The organism is Algihabitans sp. (genome assembly GCF_965226985.1).
GTDB lineage: Bacteria > Pseudomonadota > Alphaproteobacteria > Kiloniellales > DSM-21159 > Algihabitans.
The window spans coordinates 2,616,040-2,640,172 of the sequence record NZ_OZ245712.1 but is presented as its reverse complement, the minus strand read 5'-3'; the positions used below and the strand labels follow the sequence as shown (position 1 = coordinate 2,640,172).

Here is a 24,133-nt window from a genome sequence, read left to right as displayed (position 1 = left end):
GCTACGACGGCCCTTGGCCCTCCGCAGCCGGAGGTTAGGCGCTGCGCCACCAGCGCCGGGGCTCGACGTTCTCCGGCTTGGTGTCGAGCGGGATCTCGCGGGCGACCCGATGGATCTCCTGGTAGGTGTCGATACCATCCGCCCAGTTGTTCAGGCGCTCGCGCCACTGGGCCCAGGGCTCGGGGTTGTGCTCGGGCGAGCACATCTCCTCGGCCATCTTGATCTGGTCGTCGGCGAGGAAGGCTGGCCGCACGTTGTGCTCGACGAAGATCGTGTCGGGGAGCTGCGGGTCGGAGAAGCCGACGGTCTTGACCAGGGCGGCCTCGTTGGCGGCCTGCACATGGACCTGGGCCAGGTAGGCCGATTCCATGATGGCGTCCTGCAGGTGCGGTTCCATGGCGTCGAAGACCGTTGCCGACATGGCGGTGTGCTCCGTCCCGCAGAAGAACCGCAGGTCGACCGACTGCGTGACGACGGGCGACATGTTGGCGTAGGCGACGGCCGAGGCCCAGGTTTCGGCGCCGTCGATGAGGCCCTGCTTCAGCCCGTCGAGGGTTTCCTCCCAGGCGACTGGAACCGGGTTGAGGTTGAGCTGCTGCATGGCGATACGGCCGAGCTGCGTTCCGGTCACGCGGTTCTTGGTGCCGAAGAGTTCCTCCAGCTTGGTGACCACCGGCTTGTCGGCGAAGGTCTGGCCGAGTTGGATGCCGCGCAGTTCGCAGTGGGAGAAGAGGAACTTGATGCCGTGCCGCTTCTCCAGGGGATCCCGCAGGATGCGCTGACTCTCGGGGTGGAAGAGGAAGTAGTACTGGGAGGCCCGGTTGGGGAACATGTAGGCGTAGTCCAGCACGTTGTAGTAGGGCGCCGCGCCGGCCGAGTTCTGGGTCGAGGCGGCGAAGATCTCGGTGATTCCCAGCTGCGTCTTCTCCACGCAGTTGAGCTGCCCGCAGATCTGGTTGTCGCCGATGAACTCGACGCGGATCTCGCCCTCGGTCCGCTCCTCCAGGTCCCGCGCGAATTCCAGGCAGCCCGCCCGTTCGATCAGAAGATTGCGGGCGTTGAAGCCGGACGCGCCGAACTTCAGCTGATGCTTGGGTTCCTTCGCGAAACGCTTCTCGTAGGTCGATTCCGCGGCCCGCGCGAGCGAAGCCATGGTGACCGCGCCGCCCAGGCTGCCGGCGGCCATCAGGGTCGAGGTGATGCCGAACCGAGCCGTCAGCGCGAAGAGGTCACGACGGGAAAGGCCATTGAGCTTTTTTGATATGTTCATTTTTTCCTCCCTATAAAATGAGACTTGCAGTCTCAATAATTGCAGAATAAGTTCGACCCCACAAGCCGGTAGTTTGGCGGGAGGAAGGCCTGGTCATGAAACGAGCTGCGGGAAAGGTGCAGCCGACCCCAGGGGCGGAGCGATGAGCGGTTTGACGGCCGACTACGTCGTCGTGGGCGCCGGATCTGCCGGCTGCGTCCTGGCCAATCGCCTGAGCGCCGACCCCGCTGTCCGCGTCGTCCTGCTGGAGGCGGGGGGCCGCGACTGGAACCCCTGGATCCACATCCCGGTCGGCTATTTCAAGGTGATGAACAATCCCAGCGTCGACTGGTGCTACCGGACCGAGCCGGATCCCGGACTCGCCGGGCGCTCGCTCGACTGGCCGCGCGGCAAGGTGCTCGGCGGCTCCTCCTCGCTCAATGGACTGCTTTACGTGCGCGGTCAGCACGAGGACTACGACCGCTGGCGCCAGATGGGCAACGTCGGCTGGTCGGCGGAGGACGTCCTGCCCTTCTTCAAGCAGGCCGAGGATCAGGAGCGCGGCGCCGACGACTATCACGGGACCGGCGGCCCCCTGCATGTGTCCAACATGCGCCTGCAGCGCCCGATCTGCGACGCCTGGGTCGCGTCGGCCCAGGCGGCCGGATACCCCTTCAATCCGGATTACAACGGCGCCAGTCAGGAGGGGGTGGGCTACTTCCAGTTGACCGCCCGCAAGGGACGCCGCTGCAGTTCAGCCGTCGCCTACCTGCATCCGGTGCGCAAGCGCCCCAATCTCACGGTCGTCACCAACGCCCAGGTCCTGCGCCTGGATTTCGAGGGGCGGCGGGCGAAAGGCGTCGTCTACCGCGACCGTTTCGGTAGGGAGCAGCTGGTCCGGGCGCAGGGCGAGATCGTCCTCTCCTCGGGTGCGATCGGTTCGCCGCAGATCCTCATGCTGTCGGGGGTCGGCGAGGGCGCCGCGCTCGCGGAGCACGGGATCGCGCCGCGCATCGAGCTTCCGGGCGTCGGTAAGAACTTGCAGGATCACCTGCAGGCGCGGCTCGTCTACAAGTGCAACGAACCGACCCTGAACGACGAGGTGCGCAGCCTCTTCAATCAGGCGCGCATCGCACTGAAGTACCTTGCTTTCCGCGCCGGTCCCATGACCATGGCGGCCAGCCTGGCCACAGCCTTCCTGAAGACACGGCCCGAGGTCGCGACGCCGGACATTCAGTTTCACATCCAGCCCTGGTCGGCCGACAGTCCGGGCGAGGGGGTGCACCCCTTCTCCGCCTTCACGGCGTCGGTCTGCCAGCTGCGGCCGGAGAGCCGTGGCGAGATCCGGCTCAAGAGCGCGGAGGCCGGCGACCATCCGGCGATCCATCCGAACTATCTGGCCACGCAGCTCGATTGCGACACCGTCGTCAGCGGCGTGCGCATCGCCCGGAAGATTGCCGCCTGCGCGCCGCTGAACAATAAGATCTCCGAGGAGTTTCGGCCGGGTCCCGGCGCGGTCAGCGACGAAGAGCTGCTTGCCTGGGTGCGCGAGACGGCAACGACCATCTATCACCCCACCGGGACCTGCAAGATGGGGTCCGACGCCTCGGCCGTGGTCGACGCGCGCCTGAGGGTGCGCGGCGTCGAAGGTCTGCGTGTGGCCGACTGCTCGATCATGCCGGAGATCGTCTCCGGCAACACCAACGCACCGGCGATCATGATCGGCGAGAAGGCCAGTGCCATGATTCGCGAGGACCGGCGCGCCGGGGCCGCTGTCGGCACGACCATGCCGCCCGCCGCCGCGGAGTGACACCGGGACCGCTCAAGGACATCAAGGGAGACGACGCGATGAAGATGACGACGGAAGAAGCCTTCGTGAAGGTTCTGCAGATGCATGGCATTCGCCATGCATTCGGCATCATCGGCTCGGCGATGATGCCGGTCTCGGACCTCTTTCCGAAGGCCGGCGTGACCTTCTGGGACTGTGCACATGAGTGTAACGCGGCCCTGATCGCCGACGGCTACACCCGGACGACCGGGAAGATGGCGATGGCGATCGCGCAGAACGGCCCCGGCGTCACCGGCTTCGTCACGGCCATCAAGACCGCCTACTGGAACCACACGCCGATGCTGCTGGTCTCGCCGCAGGCGGCGAACAAGACCATCGGGCAGGGCGGTTTTCAGGAAGTCGATCAGATGGCCCTGTTCCAGGACATGGTCTGCTATCAGGAAGAGGTGCGCGACCCCTCGCGCATGGCCGAGGTGCTCAACCGGGTCATCGAGAAGGCTTGGCGCGGCTGCGCGCCCGCGCAGATCAACATTCCGCGCGACTTCTGGACTCAGCAGATCGATATCGAGCTGCCGCAGATCGTTCGCCTGGAGCGGCCCTCCGGCGGCGCCCAGGCCATCGCGGAGGCCGCCAAGCTGCTGTCGGAAGCCCGCTTCCCGGTCATCCTGAACGGCGCCGGCGTGGTGGTCGGCAACGCCATCGAGGAATCGAAGGCCCTCGCTGAGCGGCTGGACGCCCCCGTCTGCTGCGGTTACCAGCACAACGACGCCTTCCCGGGCAGCCATCCCCTGTCCGTTGGCCCGCTCGGCTACAACGGCTCGAAGGCGGCCATGGAGCTGATCGCCCAGGCCGACGTCGTACTGGCGCTGGGCACGCGCCTCAACCCCTTCTCGACGCTGCCCGGCTACGGCATCGACTACTGGCCGAAGGATGCGAAGATCATCCAGGTCGACATCAACACCGACCGCATCGGTCTGACCAAGAAGGTCACGGTGGGCATCGGCGGCGACGCCAAGCAGGTGGCCCAGCAGATCCTCGCGCAGTTGAAGCCGGACGCCGGCGATGCCGACCGCGCCGAGCGCAAGGCGAAGATCCATCAGACCAAGTCCGCCTGGCTGCAGATGCTCTCCTCCCTCGATCACGAGGACGACGATCCGGGCACCGTCTGGAACCAGGAGGCGCGGGAGCGCGACGCCGACCGCATGTCGCCGCGTCAGGCCTGGCGGGCGATCCAGGCGGCCTTGCCGGAGGATGTCATCATCTCCACCGACATCGGCAACAACTGCGCCATCGGCAACGCCTACCCGACCTTCGAGCACAGCCGCCGCTATCTGGCCCCGGGGATGTTCGGACCCTGCGGCTACGGCTTCCCCGCCATCATCGGCGCTAAGATCGGTTGCCCCGACATTCCCGTGATCGGCTTCGCCGGTGACGGTGCCTTCGGGATCTCGATGAACGAGATGACCTCCATCGGCCGGGAGGAATGGCCGGCCGTGACCATGGTCATCTTCCGGAACTTCCAGTGGGGTGCGGAGAAGCGCAACACGACCCTCTGGTACGACAACAACTTCGTCGGCACCGAGCTGAACCCGCACTTCTCCTACGCCAAGGTCGCCGAGGGCTGCCAGCTGAAGGGTGTTACCGTGCACAGCCAGGACGAGCTGACGGCCGCGCTTCGCCAGGCCGTCGAGGATCAGGCGAAGGGCGAGTCGACCTTCGTCGAGGTGATCCTGAACCAGGAGTTGGGTGAGCCCTTCCGCCGCGATGCCATGAAGAAGCCCGTGCCGGTTGCCGGCATCGATCCGGCGGACATGCGTGAGCAGACGCCTGTGTGATCCGCCGGCCCACCAGGGACAGGCCCGGCGCCCGGTCGCTCCGTGGGGGCGGTTGAGGCGCCGGGCCGGACCTGCGCGGCGAGAGAGGACGGCATGAAACCGCTGGAGCGTCTGATCGGCACGGCCAAGGCCAGCCCGCGTTCCGTCGTGCTTCCCGAAGGAACCGACCCGCGCGTGCTGGCGGCGGCGGTGAGAGCGGAGCGCGAGGGGCTGGCGATGCCGGTGCTTCTTGGCGACCGGGCTTCGATCGAGACTGAGCTGCGGGATCGGGGCGCCACGCCCGCACGCTTCCGGCTGGAGGATCCCTCGGCGTCGGAGCTGCGGGTCGGCTTCGTCGAGCGCTATCTCGACCTGCGCCGCGCGAAGGGTGCGAGCGAGGCGGACGCGCTGGCGGCCATGACCGACCCCATGGGCTTCGCCGCCATGATGGTGCGCGAGGGCGAGGCCGACGGCCTGGTCGGCGGGGCGGTGGCAACCACCGCGCACACCGTGCGCACGGCGCTGCAGATCATCGGCCGGGCTCCGGAGACTCCGCTCGTCTCCAGCTTCTTTTTGATGTTGCTCTGCGCGCCGGAGCACAAGAAGAAGGGAGCCATGATCTTCGCCGACTGTGGGCTCGTGGTCGATCCCGATGCCGACGAACTGGCGCAGATCGCGCTGAGTTCCGCGCGCTCCTGCAGCCTGCTGACGGGGGAGCGGCCGCGCGTCGCCATGCTGTCCTTCTCGACCCTGGGAAGTGCCGAACACGCGAGGATCGAGAAGGTCGTGGAGGCGACGGCGAAGGTCCGTGCGCTCGATCCCGAGTTGGCCATCGACGGGGAGTTGCAGTTCGACGCTGCCTTCGTGCCGGCGATCAACCGTGCCAAGGCACCGGCGTCGCAGACGCGCGGCCAGGCGAACGTCTTCGTCTTCCCTAATCTGGATGCGGGCAACATCGGCTATAAGATTGCCCAGCGTATCGGCGGCGCTGCCGCCATCGGGCCGATCCTCCAGGGATTGGCGCGCCCGGCCAACGACCTATCGCGCGGCTGCGATGCCGATGACATCTACGCCATGATGGCGGTGACCGGGGTGCAAGCCCAACAGTCGGACGCGCCCTCTTCGGGTCGGCCCCCATCGGATCAACCTGCGGCGGGGCGGCAGGCTGCGGCACACCACGACGCGGCGCGCTAGCGAGCGGCCGGGAACCTCGGCCGGTGAGGCGCCTCTTTCGATTGTCTACGATTTGATTTGAGAATGGTTTTCATTCGCACTATCGTCTCCCGATCGTTCGCTGGGCGACAGACGGGCCGGACCGCGGCCGCCTCGATCTGAGCCACCCTCTTTAGGGCGAACGCGATATCGGTGGGTGCGGTGTATGGACGTCGGTGCGCAGGAGCTGCAGCTGGAGGATCTCTACCTGCGTTACCACGCGGACCTCCGCCGCTTCCTTCTGCGGCGGTTGCGCTGCGAGGAAACGGCCGCCGATGTCGCGCAGGAGGCCTACCTGCGCCTGCTGCGTTTCGCCCCGCGCCGCGCCATCGAGGATACCCGGGCCTACCTCTTCCAGGTCGCCGCGAATGCCGCGCACGACCGCCTGGCGCGCGAGCGAACGCGCGACGGCCTGCTCGATGAAGAGACCTCGCCGGAGGCCGTGCCCTCCGGCGAGGTCGATGTCGAAGCGGCGGCCGCCGCGCGCCAACGTCTCTCGCTCGTCGCCGAGGCCATCGAGGAGCTACCGCCGCGCTGCCGCGAGGTCTTTCTCATGAGCCGCCTCGACGGCTTGCGGCATGGCGAGATCGCCGCCCGTCTCGGTATCTCCCGAAACATGGTCGAGAAGCACATCATCAAGGCCATGCTGCACTGTCGTCGCCGCCTGACCGCCGCGGGTGAATAGCGCGGGGCGGAGTGGAAAAGCGCCGCCGCGACTGGCAGCATGAGGCTATGACGGCAACCTCTCTCGAAAACGGAAACGGTCGGTCGGAGCAGCACGGGCAGCGCGACGACCGCTTGGCCTCGGATGCGACGGCCTGGTTCGTGCGAATGACCTCCGACCTGGTGACCGACGCCGACCGGCGTGATTTTGCGATCTGGCTCGCGCGCGACCCCGATCATGGGGCGGCCTATGCAGAGGCCGAGGCGCTTTGGGCGCAACTAGAGGACCTGCCCGACCCCCGCGTTGCCAAGGCGAGCGAGCGTTCTATCGCGCCTTCGGCCCCTGGGGAGAGACGGGCGAATTCTGGCAGTCGGCGCCGGCTTTCCCGCCGCGAGACCGGTAGATGGAGAGCTGTCGGACTGGCCGCCAGCCTGGTGCTTACGGTCGGTCTCGGTCTTTGGGCGGGCGCGCCTTGGGCAGCCGCTGCCTACGATAGCTGGCGGGCCGATCATGCCACGACGACCGGCGAGCGCCGCGTCGCGACTCTGCCGGACGGCTCGCGCGTCCATCTGAACGGCGGCACGGCGCTGACCGTCGACTTCACGGCGGATCGCCGTCGCGTCGGTCTCTCTCGTGGTGAGGCTTTCTTCATGGTCGCCAGCGATCCCGAGCGCCCCTTCGAGGTCGCGGTCGAGGAGGGGGTCGCCCGCGCGGTCGGGACCTCCTTCAACGTTCGGGCCGTCGCGGAGCGGATCGAGGTCGCGGTCGCCGAAGGGCTGGTCGAGCTGCGCAGGCCGCCGGCTCGACCCTTCGAGCGAGGGTCCGATGACGAGGCGGTGAGGCTCGCCGCCGGACAGGCGGCCGGCTACGCGACGGGGCGGACTGCGCGCACCGCGATCGAGACGCGGAATGTCGATCTTGCGGCGGTCACCGCCTGGCGGCAGGGCCGGCTTGTTTTCGTTGATCGGCCCTTGCGTGCGGTGATCGCCGAACTGGACCGGCATCGTCCCGGTCGTATCCTCTTTCTCGACTCCGCCCTCGCGGAGGCCCGTTTCACCGGTGTCCTGGGCCTGAGCGATAGCGACCGCGCCTTGGACGCCATCGAGACGACGCTTCCGGTCGAGGCCCTTCGCGTAACGCCTTGGCTGACGCTCCTACGGGCTCGCGACTGACGGAAGCTGCGGTTTAACCGCTGCTGCCTGATCGCGTCGGTTCCACGGCGCCCAATCTCCCTTATCGAACTTTTTTTGCCGCCCAGGGTCAGGGGTTTCGCGTCTCGACAGGTCTACTCAATGAAGCGTGCACCCCGCCGGGTCGCGCGCGTAGCTGTGCCCGTGCGCCAACAAGGAAACGGCTCGGGGACTTGGTGAGGGGGAGTGGGGGGACGGTATGTCGGTCTGTGGTGCTGAGGCGAAGACTGGGACACCTGGGGAGGAAGAGCGGAGGCTGCGACCGGCGACGGCCCTCCTTCTGGGGGCGTCGCTGTTCGCGATGGCTCTGCCGGCGCCCGCACGCGCCGCCGACTGGCAGCAGCAGCTGCGGGATCTCGATAGCGGCGCCCTGGCGCGCCTCGATCCGGGTTGGGTGCAACTTGCCCAGGATAATCCGCAGGGGTCGGTGGCGCAGACTTTCGACATTCCGGCGGGCGACCTGGAGGCGGCTCTCCTGAGCTTTTCCCAGGCCGTCGATCTGCAGCTTCTCTACCCGGCCGATCTCACGGTTGGGCTGCTGAGTCGGGGGGTTCAAGGCAGTTACGAGCCGGAACAGGCGCTTCAGATTCTGATCGCCGGTACCGGCCTGACCTACCGTTTTACCAACGCCGATACGGTGACATTGGTCCGTCTGGACCCACAGTCGGGAGGGCAGGGCGAGGAACCGCTGCGGCTCGATCCTGTCACGGTGACGGGCGCTCGCTTCGCCACCCCCATCTCGGAGCTGCCCTCCTCCAACACGATCCTGGAACGCGAAGACCTGGAAGCTCAGCCCACCTTCCAGCGTGACGCCATTGCAGGCCTCGCGAAGGTCGTGCCGGGCTTCAACTTTACGAGCCCTCTCGGCAGCAGAGGCACTCTGCGCGGCCGGGAAGCTTCTTTTCGAATCAATAACATTGAGATCAATCAAAGGTTCCGGCCGACAGGCAATGCGATTTTCGACGTCCCTGCGGGCGCCTTCGGGCGCGTGGAGGTCGTGCGCGGTGCGGACGCCACCTTCGGTTTCGGCGCCAGTGGCGGCGCCGTCAACTTTCGCACGCCCGAACCTGTACCCGGCGAGCTGCAACTGGAGACGACGGTCGGTTTGTCCCTGCAGCCGACCGATATCGACGATAGCGTGAGCCCCGAGCTTCGGCAGAGCGCAACCGGGTCGTTGGGTCGTCTCGACTACTGGCTAGAGATCGGCGGCGAGATCAATCAGACGCTCTTCGATCCGGATGGGGATCCGCTCCCCGATAGCGATACCAACTTTGCCAATAGCGATCTCATCGATCTCAACGCAAATCTGATCTTCAATATCAATGAGCAGCAGAGACTCAAGACGACCCATTTTTTCGTGCACACCGATCAGGATCCCGAGTTTCTGGCGGTGGCTGACGGCGATCCCGACACTGGACGGAAGACCTCTACCGAACGTTTCTCCGACTTCGACGATGTCTTCGAGGAGTCCTTCCGGCGTCAGTACGTCGGAACGGCCAGTTACGAGAACGACGACATCTTCGGCAATCGCTTGAATCTGACACTGTTCTACCAGGATCGCGCCCTGCAGCAGATCCCCGGCGAACTGGTGCCTCCGCTTATCATTCAGGTCCGTGAGGACAATCGGCGCATTGGTGCGCGTCTGAACGTCGAAACGCCGATCCCTTTCGTCGACGACAGCTGGTTCTCCGGCTCTTCAGTGACCTGGGGTGCCGATCTGCAGCGCTTCGTTTATGAGGCTGAGGAGATTTTGGATCCTACACCTCCCTTCGGTTTCACCATTCTTGATGCCGTTGAGAACAGCGGAGCGGTTTTCGCACAGCTCCGGGTTCCCTTTCTTGACGACTTCCTCATCACCGGTGGAGTTCGCTACGAGGCGACCGACGTGGAGATCGGCTCCGCCAATCTGGCGCTCGATTTCGGTGGGCCCTTCGAGGGAGGCAGCGTCGACTTCGATCAGGCCCTCTTCAACGCCGGACTGGTCTACTTCGCCACCGACGAGGTGGAAGTCTACGGCAGCTTCTCCCAGGCGGCCGACGTGCTCGATCTGGCCCGGGCGCCGCGTCTAGAAGGGATCACCGCGGCCGACGACATCCAACCGGAGCCGGCGACGACGGATCAGTTCGAAGTCGGTGTTCGCGGCTCTTGGCCCCGGGTGCAGGCGACCGCCGCCGTCTTCTACAGCGAGTCCGATCTGGCGAGTCAGTTCACCGTCGTCCCCGGAACTGCCTTCGCCGCGCCGGTCAGGCGGCCTCAAGAGATTTGGGGCGCCGAGATTACCTTGGATACACAGCCTTGGGATCGGTGGGGCTTCGGCGGCAGCATCTCCTTCAGCGAGGGCACGACGGAGCTGGAAGACGGCGATATAGTAGACTTGAGCGCTGACAACATTCAGCCTCTGCGCTTCATCGGCTATGCAGCCTACAGTCCCTTTGACTGGTGGCGGAATCGAATTCAGGTGTCGCACCAGATCTCAGCCGATGCAACTCCCCAGCTCAACGAGTTCGGCGTCGAGCCTCTGACTTTCGTCGACTTCTATTCAGAGGCGGATATCGGACCCGGGAGGCTGCAGCTCGGAGTCGAGAATCTTTTCAATAGGACGGAGTTCAATCCGACGGCGCAGGTGAATCGAAACGGGACGTTGGGCCGGATCGCAAACGTTCCTTTCCCGGGAACGACTCTGAGCTTGCGCTACACGATGAGGTGGTAGCCGTGGGGCGGTCCGCTCCGGCATTCGGGGCACGGTCTGTGCCGTGTCCTGGACTCAGCGGCCGCTCGGAATTGTGAAGACCTCGCACTGGATCTGGCGTAGAGCGATCTTATTGTCTTGTGAACGATCTCACTGCTAGTCGTGAGTGGGTGGATAAAGTTTGCTTCGTGAAACCGATCGAGTTTCCCGCAGACTTTTTGGATTGCGGCCGTTCGATCGAAATCCAGGTTCGGAGCGGTGTTCCCATGAAGCCTATCGTGTATCGCAGCCTTTTCGCCGTCGCCGTGCTGTCTTTCCTGGCCGCCTGCGCAAGCCCGACACCCTACCAGCCGGTGGAGAAGCAGTTCGGCTATGCCGTCCAGCCGCTCGAGTCGGACCGCTACCGGGTCAGCTTCGCCGGCAACAGTCTGACGCCGCGCGAGACGGTCGAGGATTTCCTGCTCTATCGGGCCGCCGAGGTGACGCTGGACCAGGGGCAGGATTACTTCTTGCTGGTCGATCACGACACGGAACGCTTCACCACCTTCCGCACGACCGGGTCCGGCTTCGGAACGTTTTCCAGCTTCCACGGCTCGCGCTTCTATTCCGGGGGCTTCGCCGGTTCCAGCTTCGGCACCTCGACCTCGCGCCCTAGCGACCGCTTTACCGCCTATGCTCAGATCGTTGTGCGGCCGGGCGAGAAGCCGGAGGACGATCCCAATGCTTTCGACGCGCGGGACGTCCTGAAACGCCTCGGCCCCAACATCGTGCGTCCCGCGGAGTCGTGAAGCTGAGGACGGCTTCACCCGCTTGACCCTGTTCGGGGGAGGTTGAGGCGGCGCTGCGGGATCTTTGGAAGAGCATCCTCAGGTTGGCGTCAGGCGCCCCGGTGCATCTCTTCGATGGCCTCGTCCCCGGCGGTCTGTCCGTTCCGCGTCATCTCCTGTTCCTCGATCACGACGGTGCGGAAGCGCCATCCGGACTCTACTCGCGCAAGTGTCACCCGTTCCCGGCCGCGTCCTTGGTAGACGACCTCGGACGAGCCGCGTCTGATCACGGTGCGGAACCGCAGCTCGATCAGGGCTTCCGCATCGGGGCCGATGGTTTTCGCGCTCAAGAGGCGATGCTCGATCTGCGTTTCGGGTTTGCCTTCGGCGCCGCGCCGCTCGCGCTCCAGAAGCGACGGGCGATCCAAGCTGGAGCCTTTCGGGTCGACATAGGTGAAGTCGTCGGTCATCAGGGACTCCAGGGCGTCGAAGTCGCGCGCGAGCAAGCGATCCTGAAAGGTCGCCAGCAGCGCTTCGATCTCTTTGGTGAGCTCGGTGTTCGCGCTGGCCGGGACTGTCCCTGCCTGCCGCTGCCGGGATGTGTCGTCTGGGGTCTGCATCGATTCCTCCCTCTGGTGTTCCGAGCCAGGTTCAACGCTGCGGCGCGACGGCTCTGTCCGTGACCTGCGGTGCCGGCAGCGCGAGCGGGAGCAGTCGCGAGATAGCCAGGCCGGCGAAGCAACTGAGCGACCCCACGGCGAAACCGGCGCCATAGCCGAAGGCCCCTGCGACGAAGCCTCCCGTGACGGTTCCGGGAAGGGCGCCCAACGCGAAAAGCGACAGAAAGGTCGTGAGGTCGGTCCCGCCCTGGGTTCGATCGCTCAAACCCATGAAAAGCGTCGTGATCACCACCTGCATGACGGTGAAGGCCGCGAACAGCAGCACGACCGAGGTCATCGCGAGCGCGACGGACGGAGGGCCTGCGAACTCGATCAGCGCGATCAGGGAGAGCGTGGCGGTCGAACTCGCCGCCATCCAGCGAAAGGCGCCGGCGAGGGACACCCTGGCCAAAGCGAGACTGACCGCCGGCCCGACGACCATGAAACCGGCGGCGTTCGCCAGGCCCACGACGAGCGCGATATCGCTTAGTCCGACACCCAGATCCACCAGCCGGGGCTGCATCAAAGTGAAGGACAGGCCTTTGGCGAAGGAGAGGGGCAGGGCCACCGCCAGAATTCGGCGTGTCTCGGGCCGGCGCAACAGCTCGGCGAGTGAGGCGCGCGCGGCCTCCCGAGCAGTCGCGTCGGGTGGCTCGCGCAGCCAAGGCAGCAGCAGAAGAAGAGCGGCGATCACGGCGATCAGGACGAGGCAGGCGGTCGACCAGCCGAACCGTTCGACGACCGCCAGCAGCACGCTGCCGCCGAGCAGCAGCCCCACCGCGCCGCCCCAGCCGATGGCCGTACTGCCCCAGGCTCGTCGCTGCGGAGCGAGCTTTTCGACGGCATAGCCGAGCGTGGCGATGCGCTGGGTCGCTGCTGCGAAGGAAACACCGAAGGCGATCAGCAGCAGAGCGAAGGCGTCCTCCGCCGGGTCGAGCCAAGCTGCGGTCGCCACGAAGGCCGCGGCCATGCACTGCATCGCGAGGATCCAGCTGCGGCGTCTGCCGAGACCGGGTATCTGCAGGCGATCCACATAGGGGGCCCACAGAAAGCTGAGGGCGAAGGCGCCATAGGCCAGCCCGAAGAAGCCGAGAAGCTCAAGCGGCGCGCCGGCCTGCCGCAAGACCGTCGGGACGGCCCCATAGAAAAAGAATAGTGCGAGGTACTGCGCTGCGGTCAGAACCGCGAGGGCGGCCAGGACCATGGGTCAGAACCTCACGCTCGCGCCGATGCCGAGAACCCGGCCGCGTCCGACCGAGACGGTCTCCACCTCGGGACCGAAGCGCACGCCAAGGGTCTCGAACCGCTCGTCGGTCAGGTTTCGGGCGAAGCCGTAGAGCGAGACGGTATCGAAGGCAAAACCGAGTTGGGCATTCAAGACGTGGTAGCTGTCGAGAGTGAAGCTGTTGCTGATATCCGCCTCGCGTTCGCCGCTATACTGCCATTCGAACCTGCCTAGGAACTCGGCGTCTTCGCCGACCAGGGAGATGGGCGTGCTGTTTTCGAGCGACAGAGAGGTCGTCCAGCGCGGAACGTTGGGTATCTTTCCTCCGTCCTCTGCGCCGGAGAAATCACCATCCTCGACGTCGACGAACTCCGCCTTCGTGAAGCCGACGCCGCCGCGCAGCGTGAAGCCTGCGCCCAGTTGTGCCGCGCCCTCCAGTTCGAAGCCGTAAGACTCGTAGTTCAGGGGGACGGGAACCGAGCGGTTCTGTCCGGGATCGAAGGAAATCAGGGCGGCGTCTTCGATGTCGTTGAAGAAGGCTGCACCGTCGAGACGGACTCGGCCGTCTAGGAACTCGAGCTTAGCACCAACCTCGTAGGTCCAGGACTCCGAGGCGGGGCGGGCATCCTGTGGCTGTCCAATGAATTGGTTGCGGTTCAAGGTCGCGAAGCCGCCAGTCGTATGGCCGCGGCGGACGGAGGTATAGAGGTTGTGGTCGGGGCTGATGCTGTAGGTCAGCGATGCGCCGCCGACCACATAGGTGTCCTCGAAACGCCCCTCCTCGGCAAAGCGAGGCACGATGCCGGGGTCTCCGCGCGAGATGAACAGGCTGTCCAGATCCTGCTCGTCTCGGCCCACGCGCAGTCCGACCGTTCCGGACAGCGGGCCGAAGAGCGGGAAGCCGGCTTCTCCGAAGGCTGCATAACTCAGCGTGTCGATGTTCGTATCGACGAGGCCGTTGTTGAAGGGGGAAAGGGGGTCGCGGTCGTCGCCGTCCAGCTCCAGGTCGGAGTAGTAGATGTTGCCGCCGAACAGCCAATCGACGGCGGAGTCCCCGAGCGACGACAGGCGCAGCTCCTGCTGAAAGGCGGTCTCGGAGACCTCGGCCCTCCGCTCGCTTTGCCCCGGCGTATCGAAGGCGCTCGGCGGCAATCCCCGCAGCGCGCCGAAGATCAATCCGTCGGACAGGTCGCTCGTGAACTCCTGCTTGTTGCTGTGAAAGCTGGACACCGATGTCAGCAGCACCCGGTCGAAGTCGTGCTCGATCTCCAGGGAAGCGTTCACGAGCCGGCGGTCCAGCCGGTTCTCCGGGTTGATGGCCGAGGCTGGGAAGTCGGACGCATCCCTGAGAAGGAAGGCCGGTGTATCGCGGCGGTCGTCCTCGTAATAGCCGCGCAAGACGGCCGTCGTGCGGTCGCCCGGCGTGAGCAGCAGGCTGGCCCGCGCGGCGCCCAGATCGGTTTCGCCATCCTGGCCGCCGGTCGAGATGTTCTCGATATCGCCGCCGTAGCTGCTGTAGCGCACTGCCAGTCGTCCGGCAGCCAGACCGGGCAGAAGCGCGCCGTTGGCGATGGCGTCGACCTGACGATATTCGCTCTCGCCGACCTCGCTCGCCAGCGCGAACTCGCGGTCGAAAGACGGACGTTTGGTTACCAGATTGACCGCACCGCCCTGGGTGCCGCGACCGAACAGCGTGTTCTGCGGACCGCGCAGGACCTCGATCCGCTCCACGTCGAGCAGCTGCGAGTTACTGCCGAAGGTCGGCTGTACGGTGCCGTCGATCGCCCAGCCGACCGCCGTGTCCACGGGGCTGAGCGGTTGCGTCAGAATTCCGACGCCGCGAATGCTGCCGAAGGTCAGGCGCGTGTTGCCGGAATCGTTGATCGTGAAGTTCGGCACGGCACGTGAGATCGATCCCGCCGAGTCGAAGGACGAGAGGGTCGTGTTTTCCGGCCGTACCACCGTCGCGGCGATGGGAACGTCGATCAGCAGCTCTTCGCGTTTGCGCGCCGTCACCTTCACCGGGCTCAGGACAAGGGGTCGGCTTTCGGCCTGGGTCTCCGCCAGGGGCGATTGATCCTGCGCGGTTGCCGTTGCCGGCGGCAGGATACAGGCGCTGAGAAGGCAGAGGGCGCGGGCAAGAGTACGGGCAGGGGGACGGGCGGGGGTACGGGAGGGCATGGGGGGATCCGACTGTCATTTGCGAATGACTCGCAGTATCCTGATGCGGCGGCGGGGACGCGATAGCTGGAACTGTTGCAAGAGGGCCAAAAACCCCTGCGATCGGGTCAGCGTCTCAAGTGCGAGGGCGCGAAACCGAAATGCTTGCGGAAGGCTTGCGCGAAGTTGCCGGGATGGTCGTACCCGCAGGCATAGGCGGCGGACGACACCGACAGTCCCTCCTGTTCGATCAGTGTACGGCCTTGCTCCAGCCGCAGCTGGCGTAGGAAGGCGATCGGCGAAATGCCGAAGACTCTCCGGAACTCGCGTTTCAGGGTCGTGGGGCTGATGCCGGCTGTGGTCGCGATGGACAGCAGGCTGTGATCGCTGGAGGGGGTGGCGATCATGAGGTCGCGCGCACGCTGTACGGCTGCCAAGGTGGAGCTTTGCAAGTCGCGTGTCGAAGAGTCGCTATCGTAACCCTCCTGCTCCTGCAGGTCGGCCAGCAGTTCCAGGGCCAGAGCCTCGGCGCGTAGGCGCCGGACCTGTCTGGACGTCCCGCTTCTCAGGATCGCCAAGGCCAGGCCGCGTGCTGCGGAGGTCATCCGCCAGTGCCGTACCTGCCCCGATCCGCTGCTTCCCGACCTCAACAGGCCAATGTCCAGGCGGTCCAAGGCCTCGTCTGAGAGAAAGAGGGCGACGTTCTGTCGGGTTGCATCTGCGGCGGCGATCGAGGTGAGCTCGACCGGCTCGGAAGACAGCAGGGCGAAGGCGTTCTCGCGCGACGGAAACTCGATTTCCCGCGTCCCCACCCGGCTAGCGCGCAAGCCGGCGAAGGTGAGGCAGAAGAAGGCGCCGCCCAGAAAGATCGCGCGTTCCGGATCGCCGACCGAGTTGCGGCCAGTAAAGGCGGACAGGGTCGCGCCGGATGCGATTTCGACGATTTGAAGGCCGGGCTCAGTGGCGACCTGTCGACTGCGCGCAAAGGCCGGCGTCTTTGTGCTTGGCTGCATGTGCAGCGAGCGGAAAACGGACGGTCTGTCGTCCGATGTCTCTGCCGCGGCTCCGGTCTCTGCGCTCAAAGGATTATCCAAATTATAGGAATGATACGCATTCTCAAGTCTGCCGAAGAAGGTGTCGTCTCCGCAAGCCTCAATGCAGGACCGGCTTCAGGACGCATCGCTTCAGCTAGTTCCACTTTCAGTGCGGCGGATCAGCTTCGATCCGACCGGCGGAAATGACGAAGCATCAGGGCAACCGAACCGCCGACGATGAGCAGCAGGCACCCCAGGCTGAAGGGGTCGGTCAGGAACACGGTCGGATCGCCGCGCGAGAATAGGAGGGTCCGGCGCAGGTACTCCTCCAGTGCGGGGCCGAGGATATAGCCCAAGACGATGGGTGTCGGCTGCAGGCCGAGCCGCACCAGCAGCCAGCCGAAGACCCCGAAGGCCAGCATGGTCCAGACGTCGAACAGTGAGCTGTTGACCGAGTGGACGCCGATGACGCTCAGCACCACGATCAGCGGGACCAGCTTGCGAAAGGGAATGCGCAGCAGTGAGGCCCAGACCGCCGCGAGGGGAAGATTGAGGATCACCAGCATGACGTTCCCGATCACGAAGCTCGCGATCAGGGCGTGAAACAGATCCGGGTTGTTCGGGATGAACCCCGGGCCTGGCGCCAGGCCGTGGATCATCAGGGCGCCGGCCAGAACGGCGATCACCGGGTTACCCGGAAGGCCGAGCGTGAGAAGCGGGATCAGCGCGCTCTGCGCCGAGGCGTTGTTGGCCGCCTCAGGCGCGGACACGCCGGCGATGGCGCCCTCGCCGAGCGGCCGGTCGGGCGTCTTGAAGCCGCGCTCCAGACCGCGCGCGGCCAGGGACGCCATCACGGTGCTGACGCCCGGGATGGCGCCCAGGACCGCCCCTATTGCGGTCCCGCGCAGGGTGGGGGCGAGACTGGCGCGCAGGTCGCGCCGGGTCGGCCAGGGCCAGCCGATGGGCGGGATACGGTCGGGCCGGCTTCCCGTTTCCAGGGCTCGGATCAGCTCCGCGATGCCGAACAGCCCCATCACCAGGGGCACGAAGCCGATCCCGTCGCGCAGCTCGGTGATGCCCATGGTGAAGCGGGGCTGGCCGCCGCCCGAGTCCGTTCCCACCAGACCGAGGCAGGCGCCCAGCAGGATCAGAATGACCGCCGGCAAGGGCTTGCCCGGGGCGATCACCGCCGCCGCGAAGAGGCCGAGCGCGATCAGACCGGCGAGCCCAGCGGGTGAGAGCAGCAGGGACCACTGTGCCACCGGGCCCGCCGCGACCGCGATGAAGACGGCCGTCGCCAGACCGGCGAAGAGGGAGGAAATGGCCGCGATGGCGATGGCCGGCCCGGCCCGGCCCGAGAGAGCCAGGCGATGACCGTCCAGGGCCGTAACGATCCCCGAGGTCTCGCCGGGCAAATTGAGCAGGATCGCCGTGGTCGAGCTGCCGTACTGCGCGCCGTAGTAGATCGCCGCCAGCATGATCAGGGCGCCGGTCGGCTCCAGCGTGAAGGTCACTGGCAGCAGAAGTGCCAGGGTGGCGGCCGGTCCGATGCCGGGCAGGACGCCCACGAAGGTCCCGATCAGCGCGCCGGTGAGGCAGAGAACGACGTTCTCCAGGGTCAGGGCGGTGGCGAACTGCCCCAACCAGGCCGCGACGTCTGCCATCTCAAAAGGTGCTCAAGGTCAAAGGAGGCTCCAAGGCCAGAGCCGGGCCGTCGGTGGCAGAAGCGTCAGGCCGATGCTTGCGGCGACCGCCATGCCGAGCAGAGCCGACAGGCCCAGCGCGCGCGGGCCTCGATCTCCGGCTCCCCAGCCGGCGACGGCGGCGGCGGCTGCACAAGCTGCGACCAAGCCCGCCACTGGCAGCAGCAGGGCGAAAAGGCACACGGCCGTCAGCAGGGCCAGTCCGGGTGCCACGCCGCTGTCCAGACGGACGTGTTGTGAATCGCCGTCGGCCTCAGTGGTTGGAGCCGCCGGCCGGCCGCGCCGCAGGACAGCCAGCTCGACAGCCGCCCAGATCAGCGACAGCCCGACGATGCCGAGTGAAAGCCACTGCGCGAAGAGCCCCGGCCCGATCCGTTGCGCGGTCCCGGCGCCGATCCAGGCGGGCTGCGTCTGGGCCAGCGCGAAAAATACGACGCCGAATGCGGCAATCGTGAGCGGCGCCAGTAGGGCTCTGGTGAGAGTGCCGGGTGGGAGGGAAAGCTTCGGAAAGGGCACTGCTCTGATAGGCCTCGATTTTTCGTTTCAGCTTGCGAAGGCATTGAACGAATTGATAATGAGTATCGCTCTCAGTAATTCACGCGCTGCCGACGGTCAAATACAGGGCCGATGGTCAGATACAGAATCGCACAAGCCACAACGAGCTTACTCTGCGGAGAGAAGAGGACACCAGCCATGATCCAGAGACGCACGTTCCTTGCCGCCGCGCTGGCGACGCCGTTTCTCTCCACGCTCGGGCGTTCGGCGCGGGCCGACGACTGGCCGAAGGCCGGCCCGATCCGTCTGGTCGTGGCTTCGGGCGCCGGGGGCAACGCCGACGTGGTCGCGCGGATCGTCGCGGCGGAGCTGGAGCCGCGGATCGGACAGCGCATCCTGGTCGAGAACTTGGCTCAGGCCTCGGGCATGCAGGGGACCGAGGCGGTCAGCAAGGCGGCGCCCGACGGCTACACGCTGCTGGTCGGCACCTCCTCCCAGCTGGTCCACAACATCGCCTTGTTCGAGCCACTGCCGGTCGATATCGAGCAGACACTGCGCGGTGTCGCCATGATGAACGAAGTGCCGATGATCCTCTGCATCAACAACGACGATCCGGCCGAAGACCTGGAAGACATGATCGCCCGCGTGACGGCCGATCCCGGCGCTTTCCAGTACGGATCGGGCCCCACCGGCACCACGACCCACATCACCGGCGCGCTCTTTCTCTCGCGGATCGGCACGGACATCGTTCATGTGCCCTATCCGAAAAGCGGGGAGGCCATGCGCGATCTCATCGCCGGCCGTCTTAGCTTCGTCTTCAACCCCTCGCTGACCGCGGTGGTGCAGGTGCGCGACGGCGCCGTGCGCCCGCTGGGCGTCTCCGCGCCGGAGCGTCTGCAGGCCGTGCCGGATATTCCGACCGTCTCGGAGGCCGGGCTTCCCGACTTCGTGTCCCAGACCTGGAACTCCATCGCCGCGCCGGCCGGCACGCCGGACGAAATCGTCTCCGAACTGAACCAGGCGGTGAATGCCGTGGTCCAGTCGGACGCCATTCGCGACCGGTTGAAGGACCTCGGGTCGATCGTGCCGGCGGCGATGACGCCGGCGGAGGTCGATGCCTACTACGGTCGCCAGCGCGACATCTGGATTCCGGTTGTCCGGGGGACCGGCGCGCAACGAAGCTGACCGGTTCCCCTCGGGGTCTCTCTAATGTCAGTTTTGCTCGGCTTGCTCGCAGAACCTGATGCGGTTGCCGAAGGGGTCGATGACCTCTAGCTGGCGGCCCCAGGGCAGCTCCTGGATGCCGGGGTTCAGGAAGGCATAGTCCTTCGCCTTGAGTTCCCGGCGGTAGCCATCGATAGCGGACATCCAGACGAAGGCCGTGGAGCCGGGGCTGGCGTCTCCGTGGTGCTCGCTCAGGTGAAGGGTAAAGGCGGAGCGAGAGGCCTGGGCGTAGAGCGGGGCGCCGCTGTGAAAGCGGTGTTCCCAATCCCAAGAGAAGCCGAGGTAGTCGAGGTAGAACTCCCGGGCCTTGGCCTCGTCGAAGATCCGAAAGATCGGGATCGCCGGTTTGAAGGCAGCGGAACCCCGCTGCCCTTCGGCCTCGATCTTCGCGGCCAGAACGTTCCAGCTGTCGCAATCGAACTGGGCCGCCGTCATTTCCAGGGACTGGCTATGTGTCAGGGCGATGTCCAGACGGGACAGGCTCGAGCGAAGCGATTTCGCCATCGCCTTGGCATCGAGAAAGCTGCGCATCCTTGCTCATCCTTTCGCAAGTGTCGGCGCTCTTGTCAGTGCTCGCGTTGCTGACGGGACGCCGGCCTGCATGGAAAGGACCCTGAATGGGCGGAGCGTCTTCTCGAATGACACGTTCACCTATCCCGATCCCGGGTGCGAGCGGCCGGCCGTGTCTGCCGAACGCGAAGGCTATCCCGGCGGCCTGTCTGCAACAAGAGCCGAGCTTGAGGCGACTGCTGGGGAGGGGATCGCTCCTGCGTTCAGGGCGCCAAGGCCGGGGCTGTGCGCAGCCTTGGCCAGACACGCCCCGTCCGTGCGGCGTAGCGATCGTAGTCGTCGCCGAACTGCGCGCGCATCATCGCTTCCTCCTGCGGAATCCGCAGCAGGTACATGGCTGTGAAGGCGGGGAGGATCAGCAGGCCGGCGATCCAGTTGTGGATGAGCAGCGGCTGGGCGACGGCCGCAATCCAGATAGCGGCATACATGGGATGACGCAGGCGCGCATAGACGCCTCGCGTGACCAAGCTGTGTTGCTCCCGGATCTCCAGAGTCGGGCTCCAGTTGCGCCCGAGATCCGCATGGCTGCGCCAAAAGAGCCAGAGAAAGGGCACCTGCAGCGCCGCGCCCACGGCCGTCGCCCAGATCGGCAGCTCGTAGTTGGCGAAATCCAGAAGCCCGGTGGCCAGCTGCAGCATCGGGAGAAACGCCATGGTCAGGAACATGCCGGTCAGCAACAGACGTTCGCTCAGCGTCTTGCGATCCTCGACGATGACGTTCTCGCTTGTTCGCCGTGCGAAGGGTAGCCGGGTCAATCCCATTGCAACGGACCCGGCGAGCCAGACCAGAGCGCCCCAGTGGTGGGCTTCCCAGCGCCACAGGGCTGCGCCGATAAATGCGAACCAGACAACCAGCGGCAGGAAGGAAACGATGCGCTGCGCTGGGCTTTTGGAATGGGGCGGCGTCGTCAAGTCGACCTCCTCGCTCGAGTAAGTCAGCTTAATGCAAATGATAATTATTCGCAATAAACTCTTTTGCGATGACGCCACCTGTGCTGCAAGCGGCTTCACCGACCGCTCAACCCCTGGCGCGGTCTGGCCTTGGATAGGATCGCCGAGGCGTCCCTATCCAAGGCTGTCTTCGCTCTAGAAACGGACCCGAAGGCCCACCGTCGCGTTGAAGGGCTGGCCGGGGACGACGTTGCGGGCCGTCGAACCGGAGACGTAGTACTCCTCGTCCGTCAGGTTCTGGATCTGCAGCCGGGTCTGGATGTTTTCGGTGATGTCGTAGGCGGCGCCCAGGTCGACGCGGAAGAACTCCGGCAGCCTCGTATCGTCCGCGGCGTCTGTATCGGCCGGCTTGTTGTCCTCGAAGACCACGCCTCCGAAGAGTCTCAGGCCGTCCAGAGACCCCTCGGTGAAGCGGTAGGCAGCCTGCAGGGAGGCGGCGTGGCGCGGTACGTTCCTGACGCGCGTGCCTCGTGGGAGCGCCGGGTTGTCGTCGCTATCGATACGGGCGTCGGTGTAGGCGTAGCTGAAGCCCAGACTGAAGTTCTCGGTGATCTCGCCGTTTAGGTTCAGCTCCACGCCCTCACTGCGAACACGGCCGAGGTTGATGTTGGAGAAGGGATCGCCCGGATCGGTTTCCCGGACATTCTCCTTATCGGCGCGAAAGGCTGCCAGCGTCCCGCCGAGCTTGCCGTCGAAGGCCTCCAGCTTGATCCCGACCTCCAGGCTGCGGCCCTCCTCCGGCTCGACCCGCTCGCCGTTGGCGTCGGTCAGGCTGCTGTCGCCGCCGACCACCGGCGGGCGATAGGTCTTGGCGAAGGAGGCATAGAGGCCGATCTGCTCGATCGGCTGGTAGACGATCCCGGCGCGCGGCAGCAGGGCGTTGTCGTGCAGGTCCTCGTCTAGATCGCTTGCGATAACCGAACTGTTCAGCGGCTCGACAAAAGCTGTGGTGAAGGATTCCTCTGTCAGCCAGACGTTGTCCCAGCGCAGACCGGCCAGCAGCTTCCACTGCTCGGTCAGATTGATCTGATCCTGGACATAGACTCCAACGGACTTCGCGGTGACCCGTTCATTGAAGACCGAGGCGCCTTCGGAAAGCTCCCGAATGTTCACGGGGAAGTCCGGATCGAAGACGTTAAAGGCTGCGCCTGGACGACCGAAGGGAATCCTGCTGCGGTTCCTCTGGTAGGAGGCATCGACGCCGAACAACACCGTATGTCCGATCGATCCGGTGGCGAACTCGGCGACCAGTTCCGGCTGCGCCGTCAGGAAGAGATCCGACCCATCGAAGCCCAGGCGCTGTGCCGTGGCGGTTCCAGCCGCGTCCACCGAGGCCACCTGGAAACCTTCGCCGTCCAGCCAGCCGTAACTTCCGTACAGACCCAGCCGGCCTGTCAGAGCCGTGGTGAACTGGCGATCGACCCGAACGGTTCCCGACAGGAAGTGCTTGTCGAGCGTTTCGTCCCGGCCGTCGGCGACGTTCCAGTCCGGCGGCAGAAGCGGTTCGCCGTCGATGAAGGGGACACCCCGGTCGAAGACATCCTGACGGTATTGATAGATCAGCTCGACGTTGGCAACCGTGTCCTCGTCAATCTGGACGTCGACGACCGGCGAGATGAAGAAGAGCGTCTCGTCGATATCCTGGCGGAAGGTCTTCTCCCGCTCGGCGGCGGCGTTCAGGCGATAGCGCACCCGTCCTTGGGTATCGATCGGCCCGCTGGCATCGACGGTCGCACGGCCTTCGCGAAAGCGGCTGCCGTCGCCGAAGAAGCCGCTGCCGAAGCTCAGGTCGGCCTCGTAGAAGGGCTCGGACAGAGGCTGCTTGGTCACGATGTTGACCAGACCGCCGGGGTCGGCCCGCCCGAACAGCACAGCCGTCGGACCGCGCAGGGCCTGCACGCGCTCGACGTTGGCGGTGTCGAGGGTTGCCGGACGGCCCACCCGGTTGCCGTTGAACAGCAGGTTGTCCGACTCGAAACCCCTGGCCAAGTAAGCATCCCCGAAGATGCCGCCGCCGTCGATATCGCGCTGGATGCCGGCGAGGTAGTCGTAGGCCTCGGCGATGTCGGTGGCTCCGGCGTCGTCCAGGGCCTGGCGTGTGACCGCCTGAACCGATACTGGCGTGTCGATGATCGGCGTGTTGGTGCGGGTGGCACCGAAAGCATCCGGCGCCGCGTAGCTGTCGGTCACGGTTCCGGCTAGCACGGCGTCGACCGTGATGGGCTGGAGCTGCAGGGGGCCGCTTTCCGGCTGAGCCGCCACTCGGTCCAACGCGACCGCGCCCGTCTCGCCGATGCGGTAGTCCAGGCCGGAGCCGGCCAGGAGCCGCCGCAGGGCCTCCTCGGCGCTCATCGTTCCGGACACGGCGGGCGCCGTCAGGCCCTGGGTCAAATCGCTGTCGGCGAAGAACTGCAGGTCGCTTTGCCGGCTCAGGGCTCGCAGCGCGTCGCTCAGGGGCTGCGATGGAATATCGATTGTCAGGACGTCGGTTTGGACGGTTTGCGCGGTTTGACTCGTCGGGCCGGATGAGCGCGGCAGCTCGCTTGGCGTATCGCCGTGCTCGCGCGCGGCTGCCTGCTCGACCGCTGCAAAGCCAACCGTGATCATCAGAGCCGCCTTGAAAGACCGCTCCGCCCAACGCCGTGAAACCCGCATGCCGATGTCCCCTTGGTATCAAAACCAACGGCGGCTGCACCCCCTTGCACAACCGCTTCACAGGACACGACGGATGAAAAACGA

At 65.8% G+C, this 24,133-nt stretch carries 18 protein-coding genes; 8 read left to right on the top strand and 10 right to left on the bottom strand.

Going from position 1 to position 24,133, the window contains the following annotated elements:
• Positions 1 to 34: 34 nt before the first annotated feature.
• Positions 35 to 1,270, bottom strand: coding sequence for a TRAP transporter substrate-binding protein (locus ACO054_RS12100; protein ID WP_421706836.1), 1,236 nt, complete (start codon positions 1,268 to 1,270; stop codon positions 35 to 37).
• A 142-nt stretch (positions 1,271 to 1,412) separates the two neighbouring features.
• On the opposite strand from ACO054_RS12100, the gene ACO054_RS12095 reads away from it, so the two are divergent.
• From ACO054_RS12095 to ACO054_RS12065, 7 genes are all read left to right on the top strand, one after another.
• Complete coding sequence (locus ACO054_RS12095) at positions 1,413 to 3,059, top strand: GMC family oxidoreductase (protein ID WP_421706835.1); 1,647 nt, start codon at positions 1,413 to 1,415, stop codon at positions 3,057 to 3,059.
• A gap of 38 nt (positions 3,060 to 3,097) precedes the next feature.
• Positions 3,098 to 4,873: a sulfoacetaldehyde acetyltransferase gene (gene xsc, locus ACO054_RS12090; RefSeq protein WP_421706834.1), complete on the top strand. Its 1,776-nt coding sequence runs from the start codon at positions 3,098 to 3,100 to the stop codon at positions 4,871 to 4,873.
• A gap of 93 nt (positions 4,874 to 4,966) precedes the next feature.
• Complete coding sequence (gene pta, locus ACO054_RS12085; protein ID WP_421706833.1) at positions 4,967 to 6,046, top strand: phosphate acetyltransferase; 1,080 nt, start codon at positions 4,967 to 4,969, stop codon at positions 6,044 to 6,046.
• 184 nt (positions 6,047 to 6,230) lie between these two features.
• On the top strand, positions 6,231 to 6,749 hold the full coding sequence (locus ACO054_RS12080; RefSeq protein WP_421706832.1) for a sigma-70 family RNA polymerase sigma factor: 519 nt from the start codon (positions 6,231 to 6,233) through the stop codon (positions 6,747 to 6,749).
• Positions 6,750 to 6,796: 47 nt separating this feature from the next.
• Positions 6,797 to 7,900: a FecR family protein gene (locus ACO054_RS12075; protein WP_421706831.1), complete on the top strand. Its 1,104-nt coding sequence runs from the start codon at positions 6,797 to 6,799 to the stop codon at positions 7,898 to 7,900.
• Between the two features lie 217 nt (positions 7,901 to 8,117).
• Entirely contained in the window at positions 8,118 to 10,628 is a 2,511-nt protein-coding gene (locus ACO054_RS12070; RefSeq protein ID WP_421706830.1) for a TonB-dependent receptor domain-containing protein, read from the top strand.
• A 245-nt stretch (positions 10,629 to 10,873) separates the two neighbouring features.
• A complete protein-coding gene (locus ACO054_RS12065) occupies positions 10,874 to 11,395 on the top strand; it encodes a CC0125/CC1285 family lipoprotein (protein WP_421706829.1) in 522 nt (173 codons plus the stop codon).
• A gap of 89 nt (positions 11,396 to 11,484) precedes the next feature.
• On the opposite strand, the gene ACO054_RS12060 is transcribed toward ACO054_RS12065, so the two are convergent.
• The 6 genes from ACO054_RS12060 to ACO054_RS12035 form a co-directional block, all read right to left on the bottom strand.
• Positions 11,485 to 11,994, bottom strand: coding sequence for a nuclear transport factor 2 family protein (locus ACO054_RS12060; protein WP_421706828.1), 510 nt, complete (start codon positions 11,992 to 11,994; stop codon positions 11,485 to 11,487).
• A 31-nt stretch (positions 11,995 to 12,025) separates the two neighbouring features.
• Positions 12,026 to 13,237: an MFS transporter gene (locus ACO054_RS12055; protein ID WP_421706827.1), complete on the bottom strand. Its 1,212-nt coding sequence runs from the start codon at positions 13,235 to 13,237 to the stop codon at positions 12,026 to 12,028.
• 3 nt (positions 13,238 to 13,240) lie between these two features.
• Positions 13,241 to 15,439, bottom strand: a complete 2,199-nt coding sequence (locus ACO054_RS12050) for a TonB-dependent receptor (RefSeq protein ID WP_421706826.1) — start codon at positions 15,437 to 15,439, stop codon at positions 13,241 to 13,243.
• Positions 15,440 to 15,546: 107 nt separating this feature from the next.
• Positions 15,547 to 16,431 carry a helix-turn-helix domain-containing protein gene (locus ACO054_RS12045; protein WP_421706825.1) on the bottom strand — a complete coding sequence of 295 codons (885 nt, stop codon included), beginning with the start codon at positions 16,429 to 16,431 and terminating at the stop codon, positions 15,547 to 15,549.
• A gap of 200 nt (positions 16,432 to 16,631) precedes the next feature.
• A complete protein-coding gene (locus ACO054_RS12040) occupies positions 16,632 to 18,116 on the bottom strand; it encodes a tripartite tricarboxylate transporter permease (protein ID WP_421706824.1) in 1,485 nt (494 codons plus the stop codon).
• Positions 18,117 to 18,134: 18 nt separating this feature from the next.
• Positions 18,135 to 18,671 carry a tripartite tricarboxylate transporter TctB family protein gene (locus tag ACO054_RS12035; RefSeq protein WP_421706823.1) on the bottom strand — a complete coding sequence of 179 codons (537 nt, stop codon included), beginning with the start codon at positions 18,669 to 18,671 and terminating at the stop codon, positions 18,135 to 18,137.
• A gap of 177 nt (positions 18,672 to 18,848) precedes the next feature.
• On the opposite strand from ACO054_RS12035, the gene ACO054_RS12030 reads away from it, so the two are divergent.
• Positions 18,849 to 19,835: a Bug family tripartite tricarboxylate transporter substrate binding protein gene (locus tag ACO054_RS12030; RefSeq protein ID WP_421706822.1), complete on the top strand. Its 987-nt coding sequence runs from the start codon at positions 18,849 to 18,851 to the stop codon at positions 19,833 to 19,835.
• Positions 19,836 to 19,862: 27 nt separating this feature from the next.
• Here the strand turns inward: ACO054_RS12030 and ACO054_RS12025 are convergent, their stop codons facing one another.
• The 3 genes from ACO054_RS12025 to ACO054_RS12015 form a co-directional block, all read right to left on the bottom strand.
• Positions 19,863 to 20,405 carry a glyoxalase superfamily protein gene (locus ACO054_RS12025; RefSeq protein ID WP_421706821.1) on the bottom strand — a complete coding sequence of 181 codons (543 nt, stop codon included), beginning with the start codon at positions 20,403 to 20,405 and terminating at the stop codon, positions 19,863 to 19,865.
• A gap of 242 nt (positions 20,406 to 20,647) precedes the next feature.
• Positions 20,648 to 21,355 carry a protein-S-isoprenylcysteine O-methyltransferase gene (locus ACO054_RS12020; protein ID WP_421706820.1) on the bottom strand — a complete coding sequence of 236 codons (708 nt, stop codon included), beginning with the start codon at positions 21,353 to 21,355 and terminating at the stop codon, positions 20,648 to 20,650.
• Between the two features lie 174 nt (positions 21,356 to 21,529).
• Positions 21,530 to 24,049 carry a TonB-dependent siderophore receptor gene (locus tag ACO054_RS12015; protein WP_421706819.1) on the bottom strand — a complete coding sequence of 840 codons (2,520 nt, stop codon included), beginning with the start codon at positions 24,047 to 24,049 and terminating at the stop codon, positions 21,530 to 21,532.
• Positions 24,050 to 24,133: the final 84 nt, after the last annotated feature.

Bases quoted from the DNA above. Each gene is read 5' to 3' on its own strand.
- ACO054_RS12100 (WP_421706836.1), bottom strand. From the start codon at position 1,270: ATGAACATATCAAAAAAGCTCAATGGCCTTTCCCGTCGTGACCTCTTC.
- ACO054_RS12095 (WP_421706835.1), top strand. From the start codon at position 1,413: ATGAGCGGTTTGACGGCCGACTACGTCGTCGTGGGCGCCGGATCTGCC.
- xsc (WP_421706834.1), top strand. From the start codon at position 3,098: ATGAAGATGACGACGGAAGAAGCCTTCGTGAAGGTTCTGCAGATGCAT.
- pta (WP_421706833.1), top strand. From the start codon at position 4,967: ATGAAACCGCTGGAGCGTCTGATCGGCACGGCCAAGGCCAGCCCGCGT.
- ACO054_RS12080 (WP_421706832.1), top strand. From the start codon at position 6,231: ATGGACGTCGGTGCGCAGGAGCTGCAGCTGGAGGATCTCTACCTGCGT.
- ACO054_RS12075 (WP_421706831.1), top strand. From the start codon at position 6,797: ATGACGGCAACCTCTCTCGAAAACGGAAACGGTCGGTCGGAGCAGCAC.
- ACO054_RS12070 (WP_421706830.1), top strand. From the start codon at position 8,118: ATGTCGGTCTGTGGTGCTGAGGCGAAGACTGGGACACCTGGGGAGGAA.
- ACO054_RS12065 (WP_421706829.1), top strand. From the start codon at position 10,874: ATGAAGCCTATCGTGTATCGCAGCCTTTTCGCCGTCGCCGTGCTGTCT.
- ACO054_RS12060 (WP_421706828.1), bottom strand. From the start codon at position 11,994: ATGCAGACCCCAGACGACACATCCCGGCAGCGGCAGGCAGGGACAGTC.
- ACO054_RS12055 (WP_421706827.1), bottom strand. From the start codon at position 13,237: ATGGTCCTGGCCGCCCTCGCGGTTCTGACCGCAGCGCAGTACCTCGCA.
- ACO054_RS12050 (WP_421706826.1), bottom strand. From the start codon at position 15,439: ATGCCCTCCCGTACCCCCGCCCGTCCCCCTGCCCGTACTCTTGCCCGC.
- ACO054_RS12045 (WP_421706825.1), bottom strand. From the start codon at position 16,431: ATGCAGCCAAGCACAAAGACGCCGGCCTTTGCGCGCAGTCGACAGGTC.
- ACO054_RS12040 (WP_421706824.1), bottom strand. From the start codon at position 18,116: ATGGCAGACGTCGCGGCCTGGTTGGGGCAGTTCGCCACCGCCCTGACC.
- ACO054_RS12030 (WP_421706822.1), top strand. From the start codon at position 18,849: ATGATCCAGAGACGCACGTTCCTTGCCGCCGCGCTGGCGACGCCGTTT.
- ACO054_RS12025 (WP_421706821.1), bottom strand. From the start codon at position 20,405: ATGCGCAGCTTTCTCGATGCCAAGGCGATGGCGAAATCGCTTCGCTCG.
- ACO054_RS12015 (WP_421706819.1), bottom strand. From the start codon at position 24,049: ATGCGGGTTTCACGGCGTTGGGCGGAGCGGTCTTTCAAGGCGGCTCTG.